The 24,003-nt window shown below is 39.3% G+C and carries 19 protein-coding genes and 1 pseudogene; 10 read left to right on the top strand and 10 right to left on the bottom strand.

Annotated features, from left to right (window positions below):
• Positions 1–573: 573 nt before the first annotated feature.
• The 7 genes from QI031_RS27915 to QI031_RS27890 all read left to right on the top strand — a co-directional run bounded on the left by QI031_RS27915 (position 574) and on the right by QI031_RS27890 (position 5,021).
• Positions 574–789: a hypothetical protein gene (locus QI031_RS27915; protein ID WP_281482812.1), complete on the top strand. Its 216-nt coding sequence runs from the start codon at positions 574–576 to the stop codon at positions 787–789.
• Positions 776–913 (top strand): hypothetical protein, encoded by a 138-nt coding sequence (locus QI031_RS27910; protein WP_281482811.1) that lies wholly within the window; start codon positions 776–778, stop codon positions 911–913. Before QI031_RS27915 ends, QI031_RS27910 begins: the two co-directional genes overlap by 14 nt.
• 395 nt (positions 914–1,308) lie before the next feature.
• The gene (locus QI031_RS27905) at positions 1,309–1,620 is read left to right on the top strand and encodes an RNA-binding regulator (RefSeq protein WP_281482810.1); all 312 of its coding nucleotides are present in this window, start codon (positions 1,309–1,311) and stop codon (positions 1,618–1,620) included.
• Between the two features lie 253 nt (positions 1,621–1,873).
• Positions 1,874–3,436: an NAD(P)H-quinone oxidoreductase subunit N gene (locus QI031_RS27900; protein WP_281482809.1), complete on the top strand. Its 1,563-nt coding sequence runs from the start codon at positions 1,874–1,876 to the stop codon at positions 3,434–3,436.
• Between the two features lie 221 nt (positions 3,437–3,657).
• Positions 3,658–3,852, top strand: coding sequence for a type II toxin-antitoxin system VapC family toxin (locus QI031_RS31825; protein ID WP_425526048.1), 195 nt, complete (start codon positions 3,658–3,660; stop codon positions 3,850–3,852).
• A gap of 96 nt (positions 3,853–3,948) precedes the next feature.
• Complete coding sequence (locus tag QI031_RS27895; RefSeq protein ID WP_281480997.1) at positions 3,949–4,449, top strand: helix-turn-helix domain-containing protein; 501 nt, start codon at positions 3,949–3,951, stop codon at positions 4,447–4,449.
• A complete protein-coding gene (locus tag QI031_RS27890; protein WP_343217867.1) occupies positions 4,434–5,021 on the top strand; it encodes an IS630 family transposase in 588 nt (195 codons plus the stop codon). The genes QI031_RS27895 and QI031_RS27890 overlap by 16 nt, the downstream gene beginning before the upstream one ends.
• A 111-nt stretch (positions 5,022–5,132) precedes the next feature.
• On the opposite strand, the gene QI031_RS27885 is transcribed toward QI031_RS27890, so the two are convergent.
• The 9 genes and pseudogenes from QI031_RS27885 to QI031_RS27845 form a co-directional block, all read right to left on the bottom strand.
• Positions 5,133–6,503: an ATP-binding protein gene (locus tag QI031_RS27885; RefSeq protein ID WP_281482808.1), complete on the bottom strand. Its 1,371-nt coding sequence runs from the start codon at positions 6,501–6,503 to the stop codon at positions 5,133–5,135.
• 280 nt (positions 6,504–6,783) lie between these two features.
• Complete coding sequence (locus QI031_RS27880; RefSeq protein WP_281482807.1) at positions 6,784–7,317, bottom strand: methanogen output domain 1-containing protein; 534 nt, start codon at positions 7,315–7,317, stop codon at positions 6,784–6,786.
• Positions 7,318–7,457: 140 nt separating this feature from the next.
• Positions 7,458–7,757 carry a hypothetical protein gene (locus QI031_RS27875; protein WP_281482806.1) on the bottom strand — a complete coding sequence of 100 codons (300 nt, stop codon included), beginning with the start codon at positions 7,755–7,757 and terminating at the stop codon, positions 7,458–7,460.
• Positions 7,758–7,838: 81 nt separating this feature from the next.
• A complete protein-coding gene (gene pcrA / locus QI031_RS27870; RefSeq protein ID WP_281482805.1) occupies positions 7,839–10,163 on the bottom strand; it encodes a DNA helicase PcrA in 2,325 nt (774 codons plus the stop codon).
• Positions 10,164–10,316: 153 nt separating this feature from the next.
• Positions 10,317–11,081 carry a hypothetical protein gene (locus QI031_RS27865; protein WP_281482804.1) on the bottom strand — a complete coding sequence of 255 codons (765 nt, stop codon included), beginning with the start codon at positions 11,079–11,081 and terminating at the stop codon, positions 10,317–10,319.
• A 227-nt stretch (positions 11,082–11,308) separates the two neighbouring features.
• Positions 11,309–11,912, bottom strand: a pseudogene (locus tag QI031_RS27860) (Uma2 family endonuclease).
• 60 nt (positions 11,913–11,972) lie between these two features.
• A complete protein-coding gene (locus QI031_RS27855) occupies positions 11,973–13,697 on the bottom strand; it encodes a sensor histidine kinase (protein WP_281482803.1) in 1,725 nt (574 codons plus the stop codon).
• Between the two features lie 853 nt (positions 13,698–14,550).
• Positions 14,551–15,813, bottom strand: coding sequence for a methionine adenosyltransferase (gene metK / locus QI031_RS27850; RefSeq protein WP_281482802.1), 1,263 nt, complete (start codon positions 15,811–15,813; stop codon positions 14,551–14,553).
• A 274-nt stretch (positions 15,814–16,087) separates the two neighbouring features.
• Positions 16,088–17,092 (bottom strand): phosphoribulokinase, encoded by a 1,005-nt coding sequence (locus QI031_RS27845; RefSeq protein ID WP_281482801.1) that lies wholly within the window; start codon positions 17,090–17,092, stop codon positions 16,088–16,090.
• Positions 17,093–18,286: 1,194 nt separating this feature from the next.
• Between QI031_RS27845 and cpcD/petH the strand changes: the two genes are divergently transcribed.
• The 3 genes from cpcD/petH to QI031_RS27830 all read left to right on the top strand — a co-directional run bounded on the left by cpcD/petH (position 18,287) and on the right by QI031_RS27830 (position 22,349).
• On the top strand, positions 18,287–19,567 hold the full coding sequence (cpcD/petH, locus tag QI031_RS27840) for a bifunctional rod-capping linker CpcD/ferredoxin--NADP reductase PetH (protein WP_281482800.1): 1,281 nt from the start codon (positions 18,287–18,289) through the stop codon (positions 19,565–19,567).
• A gap of 123 nt (positions 19,568–19,690) precedes the next feature.
• On the top strand, positions 19,691–20,980 hold the full coding sequence (locus tag QI031_RS27835; protein ID WP_281486142.1) for a homoserine dehydrogenase: 1,290 nt from the start codon (positions 19,691–19,693) through the stop codon (positions 20,978–20,980).
• A 289-nt stretch (positions 20,981–21,269) separates the two neighbouring features.
• Positions 21,270–22,349, top strand: a complete 1,080-nt coding sequence (locus QI031_RS27830) for an S-layer homology domain-containing protein (protein ID WP_281482799.1) — start codon at positions 21,270–21,272, stop codon at positions 22,347–22,349.
• A gap of 423 nt (positions 22,350–22,772) precedes the next feature.
• On the opposite strand, the gene QI031_RS27825 is transcribed toward QI031_RS27830, so the two are convergent.
• Positions 22,773–23,204, bottom strand: a complete 432-nt coding sequence (locus tag QI031_RS27825) for a CAAD domain-containing protein (RefSeq protein WP_281482798.1) — start codon at positions 23,202–23,204, stop codon at positions 22,773–22,775.
• Positions 23,205–24,003 lie beyond the last annotated feature (799 nt).

Here is a 24,003-nt window from a genome sequence, read left to right as displayed (position 1 = left end):
AACGCCAATTAAAGAATGAAGTCAGAAGTATCTAGATGCCCTTTGGGGGCTGACCACAGGCTGAGATAAATTAGGAAATTTTCATCCTGTCTTGGGGCTTCGTTCTCTTTTTTCATCCTTCATCCTTTTTTAGTCACGCTTTGGTTGTGATTTAATCCTCACACAAACTGCCTGTGAGGGGGAAAATTCGCCCTCACTTCGGGCGCAGTCCTTTTTAGAGGATAGAACAGAGGAATGCTGGGTTGTGAATTTCCAGCTATTTCAATCTTTAACTTATCTCAGGCAAATTGGCGACTACAGTTTTCAAAATACCCCTGAAGTGTAATGGAGTGATACGGTCTATGCTTGAGAAGCAGAGGGACATGAACAATTATCAAATTACTCTGTTTTAGATCTTTTCATGTTTCCATCTCCCAAACAGGTTGTGCCAAAATTAAATCAGACTTGAGAACAAAAGCGAAGTGAGGTTTATACCTATTTTTGGGAAGCTAAACTATGCAAGCAATTCGTAAAGGTGATGTTATATTACTATCTGTGTAAGAAGTTACAGGACAAAAGATACATCATTTAATTTTGGCAGAAGGCGAAGTTACGGGGCATAAGCATCGTATTTCTAAGGGAAAAGCCGAATTATCTAAGCAAGATGGCACTTTGTACCTACGTGTATTTTCAGCAAATGCATTACTTGTTCATGAAGAACATCAAGCTATTTCTATTTCTCAAGGTCATTGGATGGTGAAAATTCAGCGGGAATATGAGCCGGAAGGTTGGCGGTATGTCGCTGATTGACAAGCTTACGCCTAAGCAGGAAGCTTTGATTTTAGTTTATCGAGAGAAGTGGAGAGCGATCGCGCTTTCTACAAAGCGAATTGATCAAGGCATAAAAGTTTTCTTCATCTATTTCTTCCTCTAGTTCAATATAAGTATGAACTTCTGAATTGAGTATGAATAAAATTTTGTATATTAATGCTAAATTAATTTCTCGATTTGGAACTTGGTTATCTCTTGTTGAACCAACAATTACGAATTACGAATTTAGATAAACTGGAAAATTAATCCAGAGGAATTTGCTGTACAAACCTGATTTATGGATAGAAGAATAAACAAACAAAATAGTAATCATAGTTAAATACAATGCATCTAATCACACATTTAGACAAAGGTAAATATTCAGATTTTGCTAGATATTAAGTTGTGCTAGCATAATCCTGGAGAAGTGATTTCGACGATCCGAATCTTGTTGTTAGTAATAATTGCAAACGGCTCGACCGATGAACATCTCTGCATCAATGGATTCTGGAGAGTTTCATGTCAATCTACGTAGGGAACCTATCCTACAGCGTCACACAAGACGACCTCGCTAAAGTATTTTCTGATTACGGGACTGTAAAACGCGTTCAACTACCTACAGATAGGGAAACTGGACGCGCACGAGGCTTTGGTTTCGTAGAAATGGAATCATCAGCCGCAGAAGATGCTGCCATTGAGGCTCTAGATGGTGCCGAATGGATGGGGCGTGTAATGAAAGTTAATAAAGCTAGACCACGGGAGGAGAAAAGTACTCGCTCTGGCGGTGGCAACTGGGGGAAAAGCGGTGGTGGATACTCACGAGACTATTAAGCCTTAAGATCATTTACCCAATTAAAAATAATCCCAAAACTAGCAGTTCAGTAGATAACTGGACTGCTTATTTGTTTAAGAATCATCTAGCTGTAAAATACTTGGTGTCTTAGTGCCTTGGTGGTTACTAAATCTTCAACCACTAAGACACTAAGACACAAAAATAAAAAGGTTAATGTAACTTTAGCTGATAACAATAGATAGAATAAACTCAGCTAGCCTTAATGTCTAATCGCCAAAACCTATATATCTCATGGATTTTGCTAATCTTGCATCCCAGTTAAATGCTGGAACGATTTTGCCAGAGGGGATTGTAATTATCACCTTCTTAGGGGTTTTGATTGTTGATTTGATTTCGGGGCGCACGTCTTCACGCTGGATTGCGTATCTAGCGATCGCAGGTTTGTTTGCTGCGATTGTCGCCCTATATTTTCAATGGGATGCAACTAATCCCATTTCCTTTACTGGTAGTTTTAATGGTGATGACCTCAGTATCGTTTTCCGCGGTATTATCGCTTTGTCTGCCATTGTCACTATATTGATGTCAATTCGCTACATTGAGCAGAGTGGTACTGCTTTAGCCGAATTTATCGCAATTTTGCTGACTGCTACCTTAGGAGGGATGTTTTTATCCGGGGCTAGTGAGTTGGTAATGATTTTCATCTCTCTAGAAACCCTGAGTATTTCCTCTTATTTGCTGACAGGTTATACCAAGCGTGATCCCCGTTCTAATGAAGCGGCGCTAAAATACCTGTTAATTGGAGCTTCCAGTACAGCAATCTTTTTGTACGGTGTCTCACTGTTGTATGGTCTTTCAGGTGGACAAACAGAACTAGGAGCCATAGCCAACGGTATCGCTAACGCTAACGTTGGTCAATCGTTAGGTTTAGTAATTGCTTTGGTGTTTGTAATTGCAGGTATTGGCTTTAAAATTTCTGCCGCACCTTTCCACCAATGGACACCAGACGTTTATGAAGGCGCTCCCACCCCAGTAATTGCCTTTTTATCTGTCGGTTCTAAAGCAGCTGGGTTTGCCTTAGCTATTCGCTTGCTGATCACAGTCTTCCCTCTGGTGGCTGAGGAGTGGAGATTTGTGTTCACTGCCCTTGCTGTTCTGAGTATGATTTTGGGTAACGTAGTCGCCCTCGCCCAAACCAGCATGAAACGGATGTTAGCTTATTCATCCATTGCTCAAGCAGGGTTTGTGATGATTGGGATGATTGCAGGGACTCAGGCAGGTTATGCCAGCATGATATTTTACTTACTGGTTTACCTGTTCATGAACCTATGCGGCTTTACCTGCATAATTCTATTCTCTCTGCGGACAGGAACCGACCAAATAGCTGAATACTCTGGTTTGTACCAAAAAGACCCATTGTTAACATTGGGTTTGAGTATTTCCCTACTTTCTTTAGGCGGTATTCCACCACTAGCTGGATTTTTCGGCAAGATTTACTTGTTTTGGGCTGGTTGGCAGGCTGGTCTTTACTGGTTAGTTTTGCTGGGCTTAGTTACTAGCGTCGTCTCCATTTATTACTACATCCGCGTAGTCAAGATGATGGTAGTCAAAGAACCGCAAGAAATGTCCGATGTGGTGAAGAATTACCCCGAAGTGCGTTGGGATTTACCTGGGCTGAGACCTTTGCAAGTGGGGCTGGTAACGACTTTAATTGCCACTACCATCGCAGGGGTTTTGTCAAATCCGCTGTTTACCCTGGCGAATAACTCTATTTCTCGTACCCCGATGTTACAAGCAACATTGGTTAAGACTACTCAAGTCAGTGCGATCGCTCCTGAACAATCCGAGGGATTATAAACTAGACTTTGACTAATGGCTAATAGCTATTCGGCATAGCTATTAGCTATTAGACTTACCTAACTAACACCAAATAATTCTCTAAGTCAAAAATGTTGCTTCTTCATCTCAATAGTCGATAATTTCTAACTAAATAATATTATGTATACTAGTGAAAAAGTACGTTCGATATCGTCAGAAAAAAAGGGCAGCTTAAGACTCCATAAAATTTATTACAGGCTATTATTAATACTCAGTTGAGTCTTTTATCAATTACAGAATACCATGCTGTTAAAGCAGCATCGCTACCTGAATATCATAAAGATCCTTTTGATAGACTTTTAATAGCACAAGCTATCTTAGAAAAGATGGTTATAATTACTTCTGATACTGCATTTATAAAATATAGAGTATCAATTTTGTTTGTGACAAAGTAATAATAAAAAAATTTTCTCTTCAATTTATTTTAACGTGATACCAATTCACTAAAAGTATGATACAGATAAATTAGGAATAAATATGAACGGGTAAAAATGGTTGGAGTCACCAAAGTCGAAATAAAAGAATCAGTCCAACAGTTGCATGAACTGCTCGTCAAACAGAAAACAGCATCAAGCCGTGAACGAGTTCAAGCTTTGTATTTACTGAAAATGGGGCAAGTAAGAACGGTACAGGATGCAGCTTTTGTCGTAGGCAGAGAAAGAGTGACAGTGCAAAGATGGTTAAAAACATATACAGAGTCGGGAATAAACGGTCTATTGTCAACAAAAAAAAGTCCAGGGCGACCGCCAATTATTGATGGTTCGACCAAAGAACAACTTTTAAAAGAACTTGAACAGCCATTTGGATTTAAAAGCTATGAAGAAATCCGAACATGGTTGAAAGCGGTTCAAGGTGTGAGAGCGTCGTATAAAGTAGTACATGATACAGTACGCTATCGAATGAAAGCGAAGTTAAAAGTACCAAGAGCAGTAGGGATAAAACACAATGAAGAAGCAGAATTAGAATTTAAAAAAAACTGCCACAATACCTAGAAGTTATAAAAAAACACGTCATAGAGCCAAAAGATAAACATAAAGAAATTAGATACTGGTGTGGTGATGAAAGCCGTGTAGGATTAAAAACAGAATTAGGAAGACTGATCACGCTTTGTGGCATTAAACCTATTGGCATCATGCAATGGAAACGAGAAAATTTCTATTTATATGGTTTAGTAGAGCCGTTAACTGGTGAGTATTATATTTGGGAATTCTCTCATCTCAACACAGCTTGCTTCAATATCTTTTTAGAACAGTTTGCAGCTACGTATCCGGAAGATATACACATACTTCAATTAGACAATGGTGCTTTTCATTTAAGCCAGACTCTTAAAATTCCAGAAAATATTATTTTATTATTTCAACCTCCACATACTCCCCAAGTCAATCCCATTGAACGTTTATGGGAAGAAGTAAAAAGGAATTTAAGTTGGGAATGCTTTGCTAATTTGGACGAGTTAAGAACAGTTATTTGGCAACGTCTTGAGGAATTAAACACATCAATTGTTGCGAATATTACAGGTTGGGGTTTTATTCTGGATGCTTTATTTGTATCAGGCTTTTCGTGAAATGGTATGAGGTCGATGAATCTCTTCCCAACCCATCTCCGACGCGGAACTATAGTGTACACACAAGGGAGAGGAGTTATTTAGAGCTATCGAACTCAGGTTATTTTATGTTTAATCAACTATATTCACTGGCATCTTAACTATAAACTCCGTGCCTTTCCCTGGTGTAGATGAACAGCTAATTTCTCCTCTATGTTTTTCCACTATAATTTGATAGCTAACAAATAATCCTAATCCTGTACCTTTTCCAACAGGTTTTGTTGTAAAGAAGGGATCAAATAACTTTGAGCGTACTTGTTCACTCATTCCTGAGCCATTATCAGCAATTTTGATGACAATCCATTTTTCATCAATTACCTCAGTACTAATTTTAATTAGAGGGTAATCTTCAGTTGTTGAATTAATTTTTGACCATCGACCATTAATAGACGTATCCTCTAAAGCATCTATTGCATTAGTCAAAATATTCATTAATGCCTGATTTAATTGACTAGAATAACAAGTTACCTTAGGCAGTTTTCCGTACTCTTTGATGACTTGGATAATTCGGGAATCATGTGTAGCTTGTAAACGGTGTTCTAGAATTACTAAAGCACTATCGATGCCTTCATGAATATTGACTTGTTTTAGTTCTGCTTCGTCAAGTCTCGAAAAGTTACGCAAAGATTTAACAATTTCTTGAATCCGTTCTGTTCCTACTTTCATTGAATGGAAAAGTTGGGTTAGATCTTGAATAATAAAATCTAAATCTATAATTTCTATTTGCTCTTGTATTTCTAGAGGAGTATCAGGGAAATATTGTTGATAAAGCTGCACCAATTCTAGTAAATCTTCAGTGTATTCATTCGCATGGTAAAGATTGCCAGCAATAAAACTGACGGGATTATTAATTTCATGGGCAACACCCGCAACCATTTGACCTAAACTAGACATTTTTTCGGCTTGAATCAGCTGAATTTGGGTAATTTGTAGTTCTTTTTGTGCTGCTTTAAAAGCAGTTGTGCGTTCTTCAACACGAATTTCTAAATCTTCATTGGCTTTCACAAGAGCTGCTTCTGCTTGTTTACGTCTTTGGATTTCTTTGGCTAATTCGTCTATTTTTTTATTTAGTAAGATAAAGTTATTGCTGGCTGTAGCTCGATTTTCTAGACGTAAGAGAATTAAAGCCGAAGATTCAGGAGACCAAGGTTGAATGACTGCACCTTGACTACGACAGATTATTTTTTGTCCGTCATTTTTGCATAAAGTCAAAGTACCAATAACCATTGCTCGACTACTAGAACAAGCTTGTAGATACTTTGTAACATCGTGGGGAGACTCATCTACAAGATCAAAAAGCATTCTCCCTTGTAGTTCCTGACGGCGTAAGCTCAATATATCTGCTATTGGTTTGTTAGTAGCAAGCACATGACCTTCACCATCAACTAAAAGTAAAGGTTCTGGTAGAACTCTTGCTAGCTCCAAAAATTGTTCAGGAGTCACGTCGCTACGCTCCGAATTAAAAATTTAAAATTAACGTGAGTTCGATAAACCTCTCCTCAACCCCTCTTTGACGCAAAGAAGGGCAAAAATTTTCTAGTTTTGAACGAAACAATAAAGCTTTCCAAGCCTCTCCCCGCAGGGAAGAGGTTTTTTAGCTCCATCGAACTCACGCTAAAATTAATTACCCCACGGATAAATTCGCAGGCTTGACCTCTCCCTAACCCCTCTTTGACGCGGAAAGGGGCTTAAATATCTTTAAATTTCAACGACAAATTTAGGCTTATATCCCCTTAAAGTATTCTCGACCTTCTGCATCTTCCGATTCTTCTGTGGGTTTTAAATAAACAATAACTCTGCATTCAGCAGCACCCTCTGCTATGGTTTCTTGCAGTTCCACTTTGGCATATCCCGCATTATTAGCTGCAATTGTCCCAAAGACGTTGGAGGTCATCATACACATCGAAGGGCGATTCAGCACTTTTTCGGCAAAGGGACAGACGCGATTGCCAAACACAATTTTTTCATCATTCTGCTCAATAATATAAAAGTCGCCCTGGATGCGTTTTTTTAAATCAACTAAAACATCGGCAACTTGTTTGCGAGAAAGTTGGGAGACTTCTAGGGCAGACTTGTATTCTTGGTTTATCTGGCTACCCATGCGTTCACCAACTACACTAATAAATCCAGAAGCTTCTGCTATGCCTACAACATCCTGTAATGTGCCTGATAGTTCACGAATTAAGGTGCGTAAGAAAACATCACGCTCTAAAGTTATATTAAGGGTATCTACTGAGTGTTTAAGAGGTAAATTCATAGATTTTTTTTAAACGATACCTCTAGATTTCCCAAAAACTGCTTGAAACTATCAACAGTTACATGGTATGCGTTAGGCTAAAGCCGTAACACACCCTACTTAAGATTTACTTGATAATATAGTCAGTTTCTAACAGGTATTTAGTCTTGGCTTCCACGATCGCCTTTTTCAACAAGTGTATATACAACAAAAGTTGTTTGAGCTACTATAACTCCCAAAATTGTACTTCCAAGAGCTACCATAGTCTGAAATTTTCTCAGATTATCAAGTCTTTGTGTTTGAATACTTAAATCTGAAGGGCTACGAAAATTGAATTGCCATTTTAATGCATAAGCATCAATATGAAAACTCATTGGTAAACTAACAGCGTACCCAACAACTGTAAATATTAAAGCTGTGGGAATCGTAAGTATCAAGTTTCTAAATAGCAAGGATCGCATAGCAATAATATGATTTTGAGGGCTACTTATAAAAAAAATTAGAATGTTAGTCAATAAAGTCAATCATTTTTTAGAGTTCTCTTAATCTACTTTTTGTAACTGTGCTACTCTGGGGTCGATGATTTTTTGCCCTAGGTTGGAGAATTTAATCGCTACAGAAACTTTATTACCTTCTCCAAAAACATGAGTTATTTCACCAATGCCAAATGTTTTATGTAATACACGATCGCCTACTTGCCAATTTTGTTTTGTCTGTTGCTGTCCACGAGTTGCTGAAGCGCTTTTAGTATAAGTTTGATAACTTTTGCGTTGCGTAGCTAATAATTCTTCAGGCAATTCATCTAGAAATTGCGATCGCATGGCAGGTTCACGAGAACCATACAAACGGCGTTCACGGGCAAAGGATAAATATAAACGTTCTTGGGCGCGAGTAATTCCTACATAACACAGGCGGCGTTCTTCTTCTAAAGATGCAGGATCACTCAGCGAACGGTAGCCAGGAAATAGCCCTTGTTCTAAACCTACCAAAAATACTACGGGAAATTCCAAACCTTTAGAAGAGTGCAAAGTCATTAAAGAGACTGCGGTTTGTCCTTCTTTTAAGTTATCTAAATCAGAACTCAGGGCGGCACTACTAAGAAAATCTCGTAAGGAAATCTCTTCGTTTTCTTCTTGAAATTGCAAGGCGGCGTTATAAAGTTCCTGGACGTTTTGTACTCTATCTGTAGCTTCATCTGTGCCTTGATTCATCAAATCTTGGACGTAACCAGAATCTTCTAAGATTCCTTGCAAAACCTCAGTTACAGGAAGTGTGGCGACTTGTTCTTGCCAGCGGCTAATCATGGCAGCAAAGTTATTCACAGCTTTTGTTGCTCGTCCAGCTAATGTATTAACTGATGTCTCATCACTAAGTATTTCCCACAAAGTTGTCCCTAATTGCTGAGAAGCATTTACCAAAGCATCAATAGTGGTTTTGCCAATTCCGCGCCGGGGAGTATTAATTACTCGTAATAAACTAACAGTATCAGATGGGTTATTTATGGCTCTTAAATAAGCAATAACATCTTTAATTTCTTTGCGATCGTAAAACTTCATTCCTCCTACAACTGTGTAAGGAATGCGATTCCTCACCAATAATTCTTCAAAGGGGCGAGATTGGGCGTTAGTACGATAAAGGATGGCAAAATTGCCCCAATTCACCTCAGGATTTTGATTTTCTAAAGTCTGAATTTGATTAATGACAAAATCAGCTTCTTCTAATTCATTGTCGGCTTTGTGACAATAAATTTGCTCTCCTGCTCCCCGTGTAGGTTTGAGAATTTTATCAATTCTTTGGGTATTATTTTCGATCAGTTCGTTGGCTGCTTGGAGAATGTTTTCACAGGAACGATAATTTTCTTCTAGCTTCACCATCGAACGAGTATCTGCATCTGGCAAACCATCACCAAAATCATTCTGAAATTCCAGCAAGATGGTAAAGTCTGCCATACGAAAGCTGTAGATAGATTGATCTGCGTCACCAACGACAAAAACTGAGCGATTACGCCATTCCCACTCACTTTTGCTTTCTTCGCCATTTGTGACTAACAAACGAATCAAATCGTACTGAGTCCGGTTAGTATCTTGGTATTCATCAACGAGGATATGGCAAAACTTGCGATGCCAGTAGCCTAGTACCTGTTCGTTTTGCTGGAAAAGTCGAGTAGGGATAAGAATTAAATCATCAAAGTCGAGAGCATTATTTTCTGCTAACCTATCCTGATAGCAACTGTAGACTTGGGAAATTACCCGTCCGCGATAATTAGGTTGTTCGCGCTCAAATTCTTGAGGGGAAAAGCCTTGGTTTTTAGCGTTGCTGATGGCGTAACGTACAGAACGAGCATCAAATTTTTTATCGTCTAAATTTAATTGTTTGTTGACAATATCTTTAATTACAGTTTGCACATCTGATTCGTCAAAGATGGAAAAATTACGATTCCATTTTCGCCCTTTTTCGTCTACGTATTTTTCAATATCAAAGCGGAGGATGCGAGAAAAAAGACTGTGGAAAGTACCACACCACAAATTTTTGATGGTAGTTTTGTAAACTTGCGATCGCAGTTGCATTTGCTGGTATTCTGTCAACAAATCGAAACGTTGACCGTGTTCTTTCATGGCCAATTGTTCGGCAAACAGCTTCTGAATCCGTTCTTTCATTTCCCGTGCGGCTTTGTTGGTAAACGTAACCGCCAGGATATTTTCTGGATCAACACGGTGTTTGAGAATCAGATTAGCAATGCGATAAGTCAAAGCTCGTGTTTTACCAGAACCTGCGCCAGCAACAACTAGCAACGGGCCGCAATAATGTTCGACGGCTTGACGTTGGCTGGGGTTAAGATGACTGAGAAAGTCAGTAGTTGTGGTCATAGGTGTGAGGAGTGCGATCGCTGCTAGTCAATTGGTATTTTAGCAGTGTCTTCTATAACCTTTTTGCTTCTTTGGTTTTCTAGCAACAGTTTTTTGCTAATGGGAAAGCGCACAACCTAAAAAATATATTGAGATCAATGACCAAAACAATTGTCAATTCGCAATGACGCTCGATGACTTGATAACCGTATTAGTGATCATCTTATGGGTTTGGTTGGCATAAAAGTAGCTACTACACTGTTGTACAAATTCAGACTTGGCACAATAAAATTCCTTGTACACCACAAAAATTCTGCACGCATCTCCAATAGCTCTATGCGGCTTGATCAGGTATTTGTAACGGTCTGGCAGTGGATATCGAAAATTGTTGGAACCAAAGAACTTATTGTTAGAGTAAAAAGCAATAATTAAAGAAATTTTATCAAGAGAAAATAAATAGTGTATCTCTTTTCTAATAACACACTGTATATCAACAATTTTTATGTTTGATATATTAACATTCGCTTTTTTTAACCAATTGAGATCTTCTCTTCCTCCAAACAAAACAATTTGAGCAACATGATACCTCCGAAATAAGCTGTGAATGTATTGACGTAGATCATTCAGAACCCTTATCAATAAGCCTCTTGCTACTCTTTTATCAGGCTTTTTTAATCGATAACTGTGATCAAATTGTTTTTGATATTCTCTTTTTCCGATATTTGCAACTGTTTCTGAGAACCCAACCGTTTTGCCAATGTCATTGATAATATTTTTTCTTATAACAATATCAATATCATTGCAAAATTTTTTGCTTTCTAGAACAGGCACATCATCTTCTAGACTAGATATAACTGCACCAATCTCTATCGGAATGAAATCTCTTCTGTAAGAACCATAAATTTGCCCCCACTCCATGTCTAAAAATAGGGTCTTCATCCGTTTGTGGCTAACCTAAATCTCTACTTCTAAACAAAGGATACCCAAATACTGTCCTAATCGATAACCTACAGGATTGAAATAATAATTATTGTTGAGTTGGAAACATCCCAATCCTTGTATCGCTAATAGTAAAAATAATGATACTAAAAGCAGGATAGATACACAGTAAGAGATTTAAAAGATATGGCTACGCCTAGACTTGTATGTATACCGTAGGGGAGGAGCTACCAAACCTCTGTTAAGTCTAAAATAAATCCAGGCAATACATTTTCTCTTGACAAAGTAGTGGGATTGTCTAATATTTCTACATTTTGATTTGGTCTGTATACCTCAACCTTTCGGTTTTTTCGGTCAATTAACCATCCCAACTTAGCTCCATTTTCCATATATTCCCGCATTTTTGCCCGTAATGTCTCGATGTTATCTGAGGGTGATTTCAGTTCCACAACTAAGTCAGGACAAATAGGAGCAAAGCCTTCTTGTTCTTGGGGTGTAAGAGTTTCTCATCGCTCTAATTTTATCCAAGCGGCATCAGGTGAGCGATTGGCTCCATTAGGTAAATGAAACCCTGTCGATGAGTTAAATGCCTTACCTAGCTTGGCTTGACGATTCCACAGCCAAAGCTGCCCTTCAATATCCAAGTTGCGATTACCTGTATCACTACCAGTAGGAGGCATAATAATTAACTCTCCTGAAGCAGTTTTTTCAAGCCTTAAATCACGGTTAACTTGGGCAAGTTCTTGAAATTGCTCTTGACTAACTTTGAAGCTCTGGGGAATAGTGAGGGTTGAATTGGCCATAATCTACAGCCGGTGAAAGTTTAGGCAACTTAAATTTCTGGTGTCATACCTGGGGGAATTATGTTAAGCGATCGCACTTGCCAATAGCTTATTCTTGTACAGTCAGTGGCAAGTGAACAGTAAAAGTAGACCCAACTCCTAGCTGACTGTTGACAAAAATCTCACCTCCCATCATTTGACAGAATTGGCGACTAATTGCTAATCCCAGTCCAGTACCACCATACTTTTTCGTAGTCGAGGTATCTCCTTGAGTGAAGGGTTGGAATAACTGTTGCTGTTGAGTTGGAGACATGCCAATACCTGTATCGCTGACGTTGAAACTAATCATGCCAAAAGGAGCATCTTCTAAAAAGTTGTCTTTTTCGCTCTTGACTGTTAATGTCACCTTGCCGTTGGTAGTAAATTTAGCGGCATTACTCAGCAGATTTAATAGTACCTGTTGCACCCTAGTCTGATCTGCATACATTGTTCCTAGTTGCTCATCACAATCTATTTCTAAAACGTTGCCATTTTTTTCTATACTTGGCTTGATTGTGAGGACAAGGTTATGAATCAGCATGGCAATCTCAAATGTCTCTGGATAGAGGGTCATTTTTCCGGCTTCGATTTTCGACAAGTCGAGGATGTCGTTAATCAGTTGCAATAAATGTCTACCAGCAGAGTTAATTGTTTCTAGATCAGTAATAAAGTCTCCTGATAAGCTTAAATCGGTTGCGTCATCTTGTAGAAGTTGGCTTAAGCCAATTACGGCATTTAGTGGTGTGCGTAATTCATGACTAACGTTGGCCAAAAATTCGCTTTTGGCTCTGCTAGCGGCTTCTGCTAATTCTTTAGCTTGCTCTAGTTCTTTAGTACGTTCTGATACACGCTCAATCAAACGATTGAGAGATTTAGCTAATAAACCAATTTCATCTTCAGTAGTAACTGGCGCACGCAAATCGAAATTAGATTTTCTGGCTACTTGTTCAGCTACTTGAGTTACAGTGATTACTGGTTCGGCGATCGCTCGACTAGTACGCCATGCTATTACAGCTGCGATCGCTACTGATACCAGCATACTCACCATGACAATTAATCTCTCGACTCCTTTGGCTTGCTCTAAATCTTTTTGCCTTTTCTGTTCTTGCCTTTCCGCGGTTTGCAAAATTCTGGTCAAATCTTGTGAGAGTTGATCTAGCCGTCTGGCTGTTTCACCACGCATTATTTTTAATAATTGCTCTCGCACTAGTAAAACTTCTTGGGACTGCAATTGCTGAGAGTCAATTTTTTGTAATACAGCTTCTATTTGATCAACGTAGGATTTTAAATTGCTTCCGTAATCTTGTAATAAAGACTGTAAATTAGTCCTAGTTGCTGCTAATGTTTTCGGCTTACTTTTGATAAATTTAGTAATTTCTGGATCTAAATTTTTAGCTTTGTCAACACTATAGAGAAATTGAGCTTTTTTTAATGGCAATTGCTGTGCATCTTCTAAGACAGCAACTAAGTTTGAGCTATACAATTGTGCCCCTACTACTGCATCTTTATAATTATTGAGTAGTTGCCTTTGTTCTTGGGCTTGATTAAATTGCCTAATTTCTCGCCCTCGGTAGTAGTTGGCGATTACTAAACCAGTAAGCGAACCAAAAAAGCCAATTCCAATTGCCACAAAATATCCATAGCCAATTTTTTGATGTATGCGCCAGGAACTAGCTTTAAGCTTCCCTCGCGAGGGAAATTCTATGGTTGGGAGTTCATCTATCAAAGGCTCTTCGGCTGACACTTTTTTGTTGTTTAAACTGCTGTCAACAGGGATTGGCTTTTGAATTTGCATCCATCAAATCTCCTTGCCCTCCCGCAAAAATCAACACATTAGTTTCGCTTGTACAGTCATTTATATTGGTAAATAACACCGAAATTATTTTCTTTTATATCAAATCATTGCTCATTAAATAATTTGCATGAAGTCATAAAGTTTGAGCAGGTTTGATATGAATGTTTACATAGTCATTTGGTAGTGGCAAACAGTAATTACTTCTTTCAGTAATAATACTTTTTGACAGGAAAAATCTAATTTTTTCACTACTGTTGTTGAGGATGAAGTTTTGAGGACAGTATTCTATAGATCTCAGCGAAACCGCACTTTAATTTTGATCTACCCCTCGACGATTCATTTTATAGAACATCTACAGTCATGCCTTCCTATTCTCCACTATTAATGACATTCAAGTAGCTGCTCCTGATAGACAGACTAAACTTGTTAGATTTTATCACTAATTTCTCAGACTTTCTCCAGATTTGCAACTGTCTTCTATCTACAAATCGGCAAGATACGTAATGTAGAGGAGTTTTTTAACATCAACAAATATTTGCTCACAAGTTAAATGTATTATATATCACAGTATATGTAGAAAATATTGAATAATTTTAAAGCTCAAAGCCTTGATTCAGTATCTAATACTTGCTTATATTCTCAATAAAATTGCTGTAGACTTTAACTAAACCTATGTTTCAAGTATTACCATAATATTAATTATGCAAAACTAATCTGTAAACGTTAATTTATCAAGTAGCAAAATGTGCGTAAGTCCTGAATAATAAGAAAGGCAACTTCGACAGTTGCCCATTCTACCACTGGAATTGATCAAACTGAAGTTTTTCCAGTAGGTTTTATTTTAATGACTTAGTTAGGCGATCGCTGCTGATAGTAACAGATTAACTTCATGTTTCAACAATTCTGCCTTATCGGTACGCTCCCACGGCAAATCTAAATCGTTCCGTCCAAAATGACCGTAAGCCGCGATGTCCTGGTAAAAACGTCCGCCTCGTTCACTTGGTAGGTTACGTAAGTTGAAAACATGAATAATCCCTGCTGGACGTAGTTCAAAGTTCTTTTTAACTAATGCCAGCAAAATCTCATCGTCTACTGTGCCTGTACCGAATGTATCCAGATAAATACTGACTGGTCGGGCTACGCCAATCGCATAACTTAACTGAACTTCACATTTTTCTGCTAACCCGGCAGCAACAATATTTTTAGCCACGTAGCGAGCAGCATAAGCAGCAGAACGGTCTACTTTTGTGGGGTCTTTACCGGAGAAAGCACCGCCACCATGCCGGGAATAACCACCGTAGGTATCAATGATTATTTTCCGTCCTGTAAGACCAGAGTCTCCTTGAGGGCCTCCAACGACAAATTTGCCAGTAGGATTAACCAAAAAACGTGTTTGCTGATTAGGCTTAATATCAATATCACCAAAAACAGGTTCGACTACTGCTGACCAGAGGTCTTGTTTAATTTTGGCTTGGACTGCCGCCTCATCAGTGATTTCCCCAATATTAGCTGTATGCTGGGTGGAAATCAGAATAGTATCAATACCTACGGGACGACCGTCTTCGTAGATTATAGTGACTTGGGTTTTGCCATCAGGGCGCAGGTATGAAAGTTCGCCTGTTTTGCGGACTGCTGCCAATCGACGAGCAATGCGATGGGCAAGACAGATGGGCAAGGGCATCATTTCTGATGTTTCGTTACAGGCAAAGCCAAACATGATACCTTGATCACCCGCGCCAATTTTGTCGAATAGTTCATCACTATCTTGTTGGCGGGTTTCTTGGGCGATATTAACGCCTTGGGCAATATCAGGTGATTGCTCATCTAAAGCTAACAGAATGCTAGCGCTGTTGGCTGAAAAACCATTATCCGCATCGTTGTAGCCGATTTCTGCTATCTTTTTGCGGGCAAGGTTAACATAATTCACATTAGCTTTACTAGTAATTTCACCAGTAATTAGCACTAAACCAGTATTAACTACAACTTCAGCAGCAACACGACTACTGGAATCTTGCGTCAATAAGGCATCTAAAATCGTATCAGAAATCTGATCGCAGATTTTATCTGGATGGCCTTCGGTAACTGACTCAGAGGTAAAGAAATAGCGACTAGACAAAGAGGATTCCTCCTTTAAAAATATTTTCACTGATTAAATACCCGACTAAAATAGTCGGTATTTACTTCAGTGACTAATTTCTGAAGTCATAACAATCTTGACACATTCAGCAGTGAGTATCCTATTTTCTTGAAAAAATACTAAATAAGATTCAATATGTGGTATTGAGTCACTGACAACTGACCACTAACAACTAACAACTGACCCGCATAGCGCAAATAAAAAAGGGAATACCCGGAAGTATCCCCGAAGCTTTGACACAAACACTGCTGTTTTAAACTTGAATTGCTAACTTTGCTTCCTTTGTTGTTAAACGCTCATAAGCAGCGCGCATTTTCAAGCCTGTAAGTACTTGGAACAAACCAGTACCATTGTTAGAACCTGGATACTCACGGTGTTGGAGCAACAAGTGAGTCATTTCACCTTCATATTTGGTGGATGTCTTGCTGAGATGAGTTTCGATGTAAATTATTTCTTCTAGATTGTCAAATTGACCATCTACTTCTAATACAGAGACGTAGCGACCATAGTAGACATCTGAACCATAGTACATTTGCATTCCAGGATATGAACAGGTTAGCTTACGTCCACAAGGAGTCCAGTTAATTGTTGACCCTTCATCAAAGAGGTAAGTTGGCTCAAAGCCTTCTTTACCTTCTCGTTGGAGCATACGTACCCGCAGTACTTTACGTTCAGTATCGTTTTTGATTAAGTTTGTGGGTAATACCTGAAGAACTACATCGGCAAATTCTCTTTGTGGTTCTATAAACTTCTCAAAATCGGGTTTACGAGAATTGATTTGAGCTACTACATCTTCGTAGCGATGACCTCTTTCGGCCATGTCCCGCTGAATTTTCCAGGCAATTTTAACTTCGTCACTAATGTCAAAATAAACGCTGAAATCAATCAGCGATCGCACTCGTTCGTCATATAAAGGATGCAGCCCTTCCACAACTACAATATGATTTGGCTCCACTTTCTCTGGTGGATCAATATTGCCGGTTTCGTGGTTATAAATCGGCTTATCAATTGTCTGACCTTCTTTGAGCGCTTTAATTTGCTCATACATCAGGTCAAAATTGTTAGCTCTAGGGTCTAATGCAGTTATCCCAGTTTCTTTGCGTTGTTTGCGATCTAGACAATGATAGTCATCCAAACAGATAACTGTCATTAATTCTTCACCAAACAAATCTATTAAACGACGCAAAAACGTAGATTTACCGCACCCGGAGTCTCCGGCTACTCCGATTAGTACCACCCGTTCCGGCTTATTTGTCATAAATCTCCTCTAACGATAATAAATGTGTCAATCAATAATTTTTCACACAGCAGATTCTGAAGCCAGGAGCTTACCCAATCGGTTTTATCCTGCGTTCTTGTTACCCAGTAGCGCTAAGACATATTTAGACGAATTTACAACGAAGTCTATAGTTGTTAATCGTCTGAGCTAGCTTTAATTCGCTATTGGTGAGTATTTAATCCTAGTGATATATTTAATTTTAACAGAAGGCGGTATTCTATAACAAGATTTGCTGTCAGGATGAATCCGGTGATTTACCCACACTCTTTAATGATTTAGTTGGAGATTTTTAATACCGTGTCGTCACTACCCATAATTTAGTGTGGCGATGCCTGAGACTTTATTCATCAAGTCTAGAAGGTATTCTTTATTGGCCGCAAAATTTTACTGATATTGGGAATTTTAGTTTGAGCGATCGCAGCACTCTAGTCCTTCAACGTCAGAATCTATCTAAAGAGTGAACTATCAAGTTGGATAATAAAATTTCTAGACAGTAATTTATGGGAAATAATCAAATTTATTCAATGTCAGGTTTATATCTAATGAATGTAGAGGTTGACAGATGTTTCACATCAAGTAAAACTTATTATAGTTGCTTATATTACATTTCTCTCTATAATTAATGTTTTATAGCTACACCTCTACTCGTTAGGTAATTAACCATAATCGAGAGTAATAGAGTAGCCAAAAGCATTACTAAGAGATAATTCTACTTAAAAAAGTAGAACCAATTGGAAAAAATCTTTCTTGATTGGTATTATTTAGTGTAAATAGCAAAAAATGTAAGCGTAGTAACAACTTGATGAAGGCAAAATAAGCAGGAATTTCTGCAAATCAAACCTGCCTTCTAATGTCATCATTCATTGCATCTTACTCTTTGGGTAGTTAAATGCTAGCTGCTTAATGGAAGTTATAATTCACGAAAAAAAGATTAAATTGACTCATTATTAACATTCTCCATCAGACTTATCCTCTAAGTTAGAAGATGAACAGGTGTGTTTTTTTGCTGCCTGCATGTCTTTGGCGAGTGTATCTAGCAAGGCATTAGTTGACTATGCCGCTTTCCCAGAGCGCTAGTTTTGGTAAACGAAAATCCGATAAACTAAAACTGGCATGTGATGAGAATAGTTTTTTTTGAGAAACGGTTAAGTAAATATCGGAGTGGTAGAACGAATGTACAATCAAGGTGCTGTTGAGGGTGCTGCCAACACAGAATTAGGTAGCCGCATCTTCGTTTACGAAGTGGTGGGTCTGCGTCAGAACGAAGAAACTGATAAAACGAACTACCCAATTCGTAAAAGTGGCAGTGTGTTCATCAGAGTGCCTTACAACCGCATGAATCAAGAAATGCGACGTGTCACTCGCCTAGGCGGCAAAATTGTTAGTATCCAACCTGCAAGTGCCTTAGAGCAACTCAATGGTAGAGACCCATATCAAAATAGGGGAACTGCTAACAGTGAGGGGAATGGTAAAGCCACACCTGCGAATACTGAAGAACAGCTCAAGAATAAGGATAAAAAAGGCAACACCATGACTCAAGCGAAAGCCAAAAAAGGTGCTCACGCTGACGTTCCTGTGAACATTTATCGTCCCAATTCTCCGTTTGTTGGTAAGTGCATATCTAACGAAGCGTTAGTCAAAGAAGGTGGGATTGGCATTGTTCAGCACCTCAAGTTTGACATCTCTGGTGGTGATTTGAAATACATAGAAGGTCAAAGTATCGGTATTGTCCCACCAGGATTGGATAAAAACGGTAAGCCTGAAAAGCTGAGATTATATTCTATCGCCTCAACTCGTCACGGCGATGATGTGGATGATAAAACAGTATCACTGTGCGTCCGTCAGTTAGAGTATAAGCACCCAGAAACGAATGAAACAGTTTACGGTGTTTGCTCGACTCATTTGTGTTTCTTGAAACCAGGAGATGAAGTCAAAATTACCGGGCCTGTGGGTAAGGAAATGTTGTTACCCGATGACCCCGATGCAAAAGTGATCATGATGGCGACAGGAACAGGTATTGCGCCGATGCGGGCTTATCTGTGGCGGATGTTTAAAGATGCAGAAAAAGCAGCAAACCCAGAATACCAATTCAAAGGATTTGCTTGGCTGATCTTCGGCGTTCCCACAACTCCAAATCTTCTGTACAAGGAAGAACTGGAAGAAATTCAACAAAAATATCCCGAAAACTTCCGCCTTACTGGTGCTATCAGCCGGGAACAAAAAAATCCCCAAGGCGGTAGGATGTACATCCAAGACCGCGTAGCAGAACATGCAGATGAACTGTGGAAGTTGATTAAAGAAGAAAAAACCCACACCTACATTTGCGGTTTGCGAGGCATGGAAGGTGGCATTGATGAAGCGCTAACTAAGGCTGCTGCTAAAGAAGGAATAACCTGGAGTGATTACCAAAAAGACCTGAAGAAAGCCGGACGCTGGCACGTAGAAACCTATTAAATTAGTCAGTGGTCAGTGGTTAATGAAAAACAACTAAAAACTGACAACCGACAAAGGATAATTAGTAGGGTGGGCTATGTGCCTACCCTACTATTGTTGTTGGTAAAATTGGGTGCAAAGTTTGTGGGTGTAAAGTTAGGAATATTGGGATTAGGTACGGTAGGAACGGGAACAGTACAGTTACTGCAAAATGTCATTGGCCGTCATCCGTTGTTACAAGAAATAGAAATATATCGAGTGGGAGTACGATCGCTCGATAAACCCCGTGCAGTAGAATTATCAACAGAAATATTAACTGCAAATTTAGAAGCAATTGTCAACGATCCGGCGGTAGATATAGTTGTCGAGGTAATGGGTGGATTAGAACCAGCGCGATCGCTGATTCTCCAAGCCTTAAAAAACGGTAAACACGTTGTCACCGCCAATAAAGCTGTGATCGCTCGGTTTGGGGCAGAAATTTTTACCGCTGCCAATCAAGCCGGTGTATACGTGATGTTAGAAGCCGCTGTCGGTGGTGGTATTCCGGTAATTCAACCTTTAAAGCAATCATTAAGTGTTAACCAAATTAACGCCGTTACTGGTATCGTTAACGGAACAACTAACTACATCCTCACACGGATGCAAACAGAAGGCAGCAACTTTGATGATGTCTTAGCTGATGCCCAACGCTTAGGTTATGCAGAAGCTGATCCGACAGCTGATGTTGATGGCTTAGACGCAGCAGATAAAATTGCTATCCTCGCGTCACTGGGTTTTGGTGGGCGGATTCACTTAGAAGACGTTTATTGTGAAGGGATTCGGCAAGTTAGCAAGACAGATATTGCTTATGCCGAAAAATTGGGATTTGTGATTAAACTATTAGCGATCGCCAAACGCCAAAGCAATAAAAACTCTCAGTTGTCTGTGAGAGTCCATCCGACTTTAGTATCCAAAACGCACCCCTTAGCCAGCATTAACGGTGTTTATAACGCCATTCTTGTAGAAGGAGAACCCATCGGTCAAGTGATGTTTTTTGGTCCCGGTGCAGGTGCTGGTGCAACTGCCAGCGCTGTATCATCAGATATCTTGAATTTAGCTGCTACCCTCCAAACCAGTACAGCTAACCCCAATCCCCTATTTACTTGTGGCCATGATGATTACTGCGAAATTGCCCCGATTGCTGAACTCGTGACTCGGTTTTATACTAGGTTTCTCACCAAAGACCAACCCGGAGTTATTGGTAAATTGGGTACTTGTTTTGGCAACTATGGCGTAAGCTTAGAGTCAGTTGTGCAGACAGGCTTTCAGGAAAAACTAGCAGAAATTGTGGTTGTCACCCACGACGTTCGAGAAGGCGACTTTAGACAAGCTTTGGCAGAAATTAGGGATTTGCCAGCGATAGATAGCATTCCTAGCTTACTAAGAGTTCTTTAAGCAAGATAAAAACTTTACCCATAAAGGCATAGGGTATAGATTATCACTGTTCACTAGACTTATTGCAAAAGTCGTTTTTTCGCGTTCTTCTTTGCGTCTTTGCGCCTTTGCGCGAAACAAAAAAATATTTATGCAAGAGGTCTACTGTTAACTGTTCACTAATTTAACCACTCATGCAGGGATAGAGTTTCTCGCCGCTTTCAATGAAAATTTCATACTTCATCTTTGATTCATTTTGTGGGTTAATTGGTTTTAAGTACTAAACTTTATTGTTACCAGGGTAATAACGATGACAAATAGACCTCCTGACGATCCACAGTCATCCCAAACAAATGCCCTTGGCTTTGATGAATTTATCGGCATTTTGGTTGCCTTTAGCGCCATTGGAGGGATTTTATTTTGGTCACTTTCCCGTGAAGATGCTAGCTGGAACTTCAAACGAATCATCCCACTTGTCTTAAATCCTTCTGCTAACGTTCAACCCACTCCTGTATCGCCATCCCCCACCCCGACGTTAACACCAACCCCAAATTCTAATTTAAACACCAAGCGATCGCCTTTAGATACAGATATCACTGCACCAAATCCTACCCCAGCCCCAACTGATGAGGTAATTCCTCCTTTTGTATTTCCACCTATTAATATAGATCCTGCTATCAAATCAACACCGAGGCAAAGGCTTCTGCCTCTATCAACAGACTTTGAATCGTCCATCAAATCATCACCTCTGCCTTTAGTTTCTCCTGCCAGAAACAAGTCAATTATTCCCCCACCCATCGCATTTAATGATGTGCCTACGGACTTTTGGGCAAGTCGTTTTATTGATGTTCTATCTTCCCGTGGGATGATCAAAGGTTTTCCAGATTATTCTTTTCGACCAAATCAGCCTGTTAATCGGGCCGAATTTGCTGCCATACTCCAACGAACCTTTAACAAAGAAAGTAGCAATTCTACCTTATCTTTCAAAGATGTATCAAAAACATCTTGGGCGATACCAGCAATTAACGAAGCTATTAGCACTGGATTCTTAAAAGGCTACCCTAATAACATCTTTAAACCAGAACAAAAGATTCCGCGCGTGCAAGTGTTAGTCGCTCTTGTCAGCGGGTTAAATCTTCAAGAACCAGCTGCTCCAGATCAAGTTTTAAGTATCTACAAAGATGCTCAAGATATCCCTCAATACGCTATCGGTAAAATCGCAGCAGCTACAGCCAATGGTCTTGTGATTAACTATCCCGATTCCCAAACTTTAGCTCCCAATAAAGAAGCTACCCGTGCAGAGGTAGCAGCAATGGTTTATCAAGCTTTAGCGCAAAGTAGCAAAGTAGAGCAAATCTCATCTCCATATCTTGTGCGATCTTCCCAATAAGATTTATTAGCACTCAATACTGAGAATGATCACTCCTGACAAGAAAATCCTCAACTCAAAAAAAATTCTTAACTTGGAATTTTGAGAGAAGTCGAAGCGGTGGCTTCCAGAGGATACTTTGACAAACTGCCGTTATGTATTAAGTATCCATCCGCTTCGACTTCAATGATTTTTAATTGGAGTTTAAACCCCTAGAAAGCAGCTTCCTAAAAAAGGGTAGTGCTATTGACATACCTCCTCGTCCGTGCATGAGCGAGGATTTCTTGACGCTTCGCTGGGTTGTGCTACCATACGCAGTCTACCATCCCTCCACGTCCGTTTAGAGTCTCCCAATGTCCTATGGCGACTGTATCGCAATGTTAATAGAAAGTCGCCCTAAAAGGGCGAGGCTTGTATCCCATTATTTTGGTCAGAATATTAAACTTATGGAGCGTTTTTGCCAACAACTTGTGATTTGAGTGTTGTAATTTCGGTAGTTAACTCTTTTCTAGTTGTGGCTTTGAGTAAATAGCGGTAAACAAACCAAGCAGAGTAACCAATACCAATCAACTCAAAAGTAGGTGCTACTAAAGGAATATCATTCAAAGAATCTAATATTGCCAATAGTACCTTAACTGTGACAATTGCTCCTACAATTAAACCAACGCTTACCAGCGGCTGCTTATATTGATTAAAGAAGCTGGTCACGTATTCTGGTAGAGTTGCTAAAAAACTAGAAATTTGTTCTCCGTATTTTAGCCACTGATCCTGAGACTGTGCTGGAGGCTGGAGTTTAGTAATGGTTCCTGTTTGGGCGTTGATGTCTGACACTGTTGTATCTGTAGACTTAGTTTCTGTGAATTCCGGTTCTTGCATTTTCACTCCTATAAATTTGACAGTTGGGTTTTTCTAATCCGGACAATTGCAACCGCAAGGCTGTTGATTAAGCAACGCACTGGTGCATCAGCACAACTGAGTTTAGGAATAGGGTTTAGTTCCCTATAACCATAATTGCCCCATAACCTCTACTGCATCAACTACAAGGTAGACAGTCAGTAGGAGGATAGAAGTCAGAATATATGAAAATCAGCTTTCTGAGTTCAGTTTTTGTAAATCAACTGGAATCCCCAGGTTGTGATTATCCTACACCGTGTCGGTTGCTGATTATCGCACTCATTAAAGTACAAATCATGCAAAAATCAGACTACCTCTCATTTATATAAGCATAAACGCCAATTTTATTTGATATTAAAGCTATCTTAAGCCGCGTTCGTCAATTAACATATTTGCTCTTGATGTTAATGCGTAGTAAAAGTTTTTATGTGATCATCTATACTATACAAAATGACTATTTTATGATAAGCGCATCAAATTATAAGGTTTACAATTTAGTTAAGCATAGCGCAACCTAACAAATCTATCACAGCATATTTCACGTCAATGAAGTACACGGATAGGGAACATGTTCCCTACGATTATCTGTACCTCACTCATTTGCTCTGCTGTGAATATTGTTGTTGGTCTAAGTTGAAGGATAATGCTTGCAAACAGCCAACTGCTTTTATCCTTCAACCAAACCCTTTATTATGTGGCTTTAGTGACTGAAAAATAAGGACTAAAGTCCTGACTACGAACTTCCTTATCCATCAGTTTAAACTTGACAGACTACTAGACT

The organism is Halotia branconii CENA392, from assembly GCF_029953635.1.
Taxonomy (GTDB): Bacteria; Cyanobacteriota; Cyanobacteriia; order Cyanobacteriales; family Nostocaceae; genus Halotia; species Halotia branconii.
Note: the sequence above shows the minus strand (reverse complement) of the source record. Positions and strands in the feature narration are given on the sequence as shown.